Consider the following 5,416-nt stretch of genomic DNA (forward strand, 5'->3'; position numbering starts at 1 on the left):
GTTACCCCGTCCAACATAGACAGTTTAATCGCGTTGTCCACGCTGTGTGTATGGGTATCGATAAAACCTGCCGCAACCACAAGACCAGTTGCATCGACATTATCATGCCCTTTGATATTTTTTTTAGTGATGGTAATTATCTTGCCATTTTTAATGCCGACATTACGTACTCCATCAAACTGAGTCTCAGGATCCATCACTCGCCCGTTTTGGATAACAAGGTCATAGTCGTCAGCAAAGGTTGGGAGCGTCATCGCTGTTGCAATAACCAGAGTTGTGAATAATTTCAATTGTTTCATTTTTTCCTCCATTATTTAAAAGGCCTGAGGATTACGTTAAAGTTGTTTTCGTAATCAACCATCATATTGATCTCTTCCAGTGGATTGCCATTAACTATCAACAGGTCGGCTAGCTACTAGGTTTAAAACAACCAGCGCACCTTCTTCATATGGCTATTTAAGATTTTTAGAAGGATACTTATGTTTAAAATATCCCCATAAATAGCCGAGAAATCCGTAAGTAAGGCCCCAAAAAAACACCTGGAACAGATCCAGTAATAAGCGTTGCTGATCGGTGATTGGCTAGTTGAAGGTAACTATCTGAAGGAGAATTGCTATTCTCGTTGCCGATACATCATGAATAAAACGTAAATAAAATACACATTGGCCAAAAATGTCAGAAACGGGCCACATGAAATACAGCGCATATAACCCTTTTAAACCATAGGTGACCACCAAACCAAGCGATGTTGCGGTGATGATATTTCTGGTTATCTGGGGTTTATCACGCGTGGTGAAGTAGGCCACAAGTGGAGCCAACCATAAAAAGTTAAAATACAGATCTGATTCCATTGCTACGCCCATTTATGTAAATTTAATTATCATCCTTAAAGATATAATCGCGCACGTAACCCAAAGACCCAACTGTCATCCGCTTCTGTATTTAGAGCAGGATCACGTATATATTGGATATCAGGGGTTAGTTGGAAATATTGAGTAACTTGTAAGCGTGTAAACAGCTCAATAGATATCTGATCTTTGAGATCCGAAGAGCCAAAAGTATCTTCGTTAGGTTCGCCCCAGTTAACGCCAAGACCTAACAGGCTGTTATTTGATCCCCAGTGATATCCGAGACCCGTACTGACTGATTTTTGTAGTAGTGTGCCACCATCTTTTGCATAACCAGCTCGAAAAAATGGCATCCATTTTTCGTCAAAAGAGTGAGAGTAAGAAAAACTGGCGCCTTGTCCGTCATTAACACCCGCTGCAACACGTTCATCCGATTGCCAGTAGGTAAGATGAGTATTGTCTAAATAGAAGCGTTCTCTAGATGTCACCCAACCCAGTTCAATCGTTTTAATAAACTCATGGTCAGTGAAGGTATCGAATCCATTTAAAGGGTCAGTCGAATCTGCATTGCTATCGGTAAAACCGGTGATCAGATAAATTTCATCCGTAAGCATGGCATTGAAATAGGCACCTAGCGCGGCATCATCGGGTAAGGCTATCGTAGCGCCGCCGGTGGCGAATGCGAAATTGGAGAAACCAGTCCAAGGAGAGGCGAGCGCATACACATCAACCCAGTCGGTTGCATCTAAAAATCCGACGACTATTTCGATGTCGCCCTCATTCAAATTTTGTTTCCAGAAAAAGTTGGTGTATCGAGTGCCGATATCACTAAAAGTCGGATACATTAACCCCACATAGCCAATTTCATCTTTTACCCCATTGGCTGAAGGGTCTGTATATCCATGGCGATTCTCTACCTTAAAGATGAGAGAGCCGGTATTAGCGGATTCGCGACCAATTAGGTCCCATTGACCAAATAGTCGCAGCACACCACCGGAAAATGTATCCTGGTCATTTAGCGTATTAGTTGCGCCTACTGCTGCTGCACTGTAGTCCAGCGTAAAGCTCAAGCCACTATTTTCCTGTAGTTTTTGCTTCCACTCTGTATAACCCATTGGAGATTGGCTATCAATGATCGATTTATCAAGCCTCTTATCTTCCGCCATCTGTCCGGAAACAGAGTTTGGACTAGCAAATAAGGGAGCGGTTGATTTTGTCGCCTCCTGAGTCGGTTGTTCTTCCTGGGCATGAACCGATGGACTCATCAACAGCATTGCCGCACAAACGTAACCGATATCCTTTACATTCATTTTTTAACTCCTTTTTCAAACAAATTTATGACACTAAGTGATTCACTGGAAACGCCATATAAAAGATGCATTCCATTACTTAAACGCAATAGGGGAGGAAATCCTCCCTTAAGTTTAGGTTTAACTATTCACCGGTCAGCTTACTCATCCGTTTACCCCATCCATCCCGTATAAGGTTTGCGCATCGCCCCCGCGTGCATCAGCTCTGTCATTGTTATGAAGTCCCATACATTACGGCGGGTGGCCGCTTGAATCGCGTGCGCGTAAGGGGGAAACTCTGTACATTCAAGCAAGATAGCCCCAATGTCAGGGTGTTTCTTCACCGCGTCTGCCGCCAATTTAACCAATTCTTGCTCTAATTTTTGAGGGTTAAAACTACCTGATTCGCTGGTAATTCTTTTCATCTCTGTGCCATTTTCGTTACCAACAATGATCACTCGACTCATGTCACTGTCAGATACTCCAGAGTTTTTCAGTGCTGGTGAGGGAATCAATAACTCGGCACTGGCGGTTAACACCAGTATCTTTTTGTTCGCGCCTACACTGGTGAGCAACATCGGTGCTTGCATCAGTGAACCGTTGAAGAATTGCACGCCGGGATCAAGTGACTTGGAGACTTCCGGTTGATAATTGGCAAAAAAACCACAATTGCCAATGATAGTTGTCACGCCTTGCATAGTGAGGCGTTTACAAGCGGCGATAAGCTTTTCCATCACGACAGGATGAGGCTCAGCCGCGAGCACCCAGAATGGATCAATCTCTTCAATTACCTCGTAAATAACCGGGAAATTAAACGAGGTTGGATTACCCATATCACCAGGGAGCATCGGAATATTAGCTTCTAGTTGTAAAATACCTACGGTGGCACCATAGACAAAACGACCTTTATAGCCATGTACATCGCCATCACCGTAGCCTACTTTTTCATTGTATAGGTCACCCTTTGGTGTATCCCAACGAACATCTGTGTCAGGCGACTCAAGCGGGGCGGGAGAAACTGCGGCACTTGCACTGGATGGGAATACGACGGCACCCGCTGCTAAGACCGATGCGGCTGCAATGGCACCTGTTGAGGTGGTAAGAAAATTACGGCGGGATTCATCCGATAGATTTTCGATAGGGTCAACGTTTTCTGTTGCATTATACTTACTTATATTTTTCATTTGTATCTCCTTGAAAATGACTATAGTTACTTGTTAAAACTGTTCATAATTTTGTATTCGTACCTATAAAGTTAGGGCTTCATAGAACGTTATTTAGCGTCCAATAGATTCTCATTCCAAGGATATAGCGACTCATATCCAATTTTTTAAAATCAAGCACCTTCATATACATTATCGCAACACTCGGTGCTACCATATGGGTAATATGGTCTGATATTTTGCTAAAACACCATAAAAATACGGAGTTTATTTAGCTACCAAAATTTATGTTTAGTGTCTTCATTTCGAATTCCAGTATTTGCTTACTTTGCTTTCGATAAAGGGCTACTGGTCGTCAAGTAGCTCCACAGAAATAATGGAAAGTCGTTCGTTGTAGAGTGCATTCATCACGCTAGACAGAGCCGCTTGATCAAGTAATTTACCAATCAAAATGGTCATTGGCTGATTATTTGAAGTAAATGCGCGAGTTAACACCATACCGCCCAATCGATCCGACCAGCTATCATCAAGTTGTCCCTGTACACGGATGCGGTAAAAAGCGATGCCATCAAACATTAAATCCTTCCAATTCTCTTGTGTTGACATTTCTGCTCCCATTTTTACTCGAGTGACGCATGAGATTGTGTCACGCTATAAAGCTTAGTTGCTGGGGGAAATATTTAACATCACTCAAAAGTTGTATAAAAGTTGTATAAAAGATAAATTAATATTTTATAAGTGGGGCTATTGGGGATTTGTTGTTAGCGTTGTTTATTGGTGACTGTGAAGCAGTTTGGGTGGTAAATTTCACCACCCAAATGGGGTCAATATGCGGGGTAAATATAAATAATAAAAAATTGGAAATCAGGTTATATAATGCCGAGGGTTCTGGCTTTAGTTATCGCTTGTTGACGATTTTTAGTACCCAGTTTTTTGAATATATTGTAAAGATGCCTTTTAACGGTTTCTAAAGAGATGAATAGACTATCGGCAATCGCTTGATTGCTCAGTCCTTTAGAAAGTACTTTCAGAATTTCAATTTCGCGAAGGGTCATCAGTTCAAGCGCAACGGGTACAGCACTCGGTTCTACGTGTCCAAAAGCGACAAGAACTCGGTTAGCGTATAGCTGATAAGTTTCCTGTTTAATATAACGTTTTAATATCGTTGATATTTGACTGCCAAAATCTAAAAATGGACGAATTAATTCCCCTGACTCTGACAGAGCCAATGCTTCACTTAATTTTTTATAGGATGATGATTCATTGCCTAGTTTGTCATTAAGTACAGACTGTAAGAGCAGCACGTCAATCAGGCATTTGTTATTGTGTAACGCCCCATAATAGACGTGTAATTCACCCAATAAGTTTTTGGCGAGCAATAAGTCATCGCGAGTCTCACGAGACAGTAGCACTTTGATATAAGTAAATTGTGGTATATAGAATCGGTATCCGGGATCAAATGGATGGGCTTCGAAGTTGATCGACCATTTTTGGGCTTGGGCAATTTTCCCCTGACGCAGAAACAATTCTGCCTGAAATCCCAATGCCAGTTGATGAAACCCATTGCTTCCTGATTCCAGTGCTTTGTTGATGGTGGATTCAACCACTTCAAGTGCCTCATCGGATCTGCCTTGGCCTTCAAGATTGAGTGCTAATACAAACGCATTGTGGGCTGCATTGAGCATGGTAGATTTGTAATAATTTTTTTGTACTAGCTGCAAATATTTGTCTGCTTCCTTAAGATTGTTACGCAGATAGTGGAGAGCACCTAAAAAATGTTGTGCACAACTCGTCGATTCTAGCAAATTGGAATGCTCACAGATTTTCAATATTTGTAAGCAAACCTGACGCAACCCAGTGAGGTCGGCGGCTAACCAGTGCACGCATGCGAGGATAAGATACATTTTTGAATGATACGTTGTGCCTGTTAACAGATAGCTTTCTTGCGCTTCATAGACAACATTATAGGCACTGGCAAGATCACCGGAAATCTGATGCCCAAAGGAGAGCATGCACAAGGCAATCGCACGAGAATGTTCAGCATTTTCTGCGAGGTCTTTTAATGCTTTTTCGGCAAAGTTGATGCTTGATTGATTATCCCCCTTCAGGTAACAAT

Annotated in this window: 5 protein-coding genes and 1 pseudogene; all 6 read right to left on the minus strand. The window is 42.0% G+C overall.

Annotated elements, in window-relative coordinates:
• Positions 1 to 299 (minus strand): annotated as a pseudogene (locus QNK26_RS13595) (D-glutamate deacylase); the annotation flags it as partial.
• 282 nt (positions 300 to 581) lie between these two features.
• Complete coding sequence (locus QNK26_RS13600; RefSeq protein WP_319223838.1) at positions 582 to 851, minus strand: hypothetical protein; 270 nt, start codon at positions 849 to 851, stop codon at positions 582 to 584.
• A gap of 35 nt (positions 852 to 886) precedes the next feature.
• On the minus strand, positions 887 to 2,014 hold the full coding sequence (locus QNK26_RS13605; RefSeq protein ID WP_319223840.1) for a carbohydrate porin: 1,128 nt from the start codon (positions 2,012 to 2,014) through the stop codon (positions 887 to 889).
• A gap of 296 nt (positions 2,015 to 2,310) precedes the next feature.
• The gene (locus QNK26_RS13610; protein WP_319223841.1) at positions 2,311 to 3,321 is read right to left on the minus strand and encodes a hypothetical protein; all 1,011 of its coding nucleotides are present in this window, start codon (positions 3,319 to 3,321) and stop codon (positions 2,311 to 2,313) included.
• Between the two features lie 324 nt (positions 3,322 to 3,645).
• Complete coding sequence (locus tag QNK26_RS13615) at positions 3,646 to 3,906, minus strand: hypothetical protein (RefSeq protein ID WP_319223844.1); 261 nt, start codon at positions 3,904 to 3,906, stop codon at positions 3,646 to 3,648.
• A 263-nt stretch (positions 3,907 to 4,169) separates the two neighbouring features.
• Positions 4,170 to 5,416: LuxR C-terminal-related transcriptional regulator (locus tag QNK26_RS13620; RefSeq protein WP_319223845.1), on the minus strand; the 1,247-nt coding region annotated here is incomplete at its 5' end.

Origin of the sequence: Moritella sp. (assembly GCF_033791185.1) — a bacterium.
Lineage (GTDB): Bacteria > Pseudomonadota > Gammaproteobacteria > Enterobacterales > Moritellaceae > Moritella.

Excerpts from the sequence above, each read along its gene's own strand:
- QNK26_RS13600 (WP_319223838.1), bottom strand. The coding sequence starts at position 851 with ATGGAATCAGATCTGTATTTTAACTTTTTATGGTTGGCTCCACTTGTG.
- QNK26_RS13605 (WP_319223840.1), bottom strand. The coding sequence starts at position 2,014 with ATGGCGGAAGATAAGAGGCTTGATAAATCGATCATTGATAGCCAATCT.
- QNK26_RS13610 (WP_319223841.1), bottom strand. The coding sequence starts at position 3,321 with ATGAAAAATATAAGTAAGTATAATGCAACAGAAAACGTTGACCCTATC.
- QNK26_RS13615 (WP_319223844.1), bottom strand. The coding sequence starts at position 3,906 with ATGTCAACACAAGAGAATTGGAAGGATTTAATGTTTGATGGCATCGCT.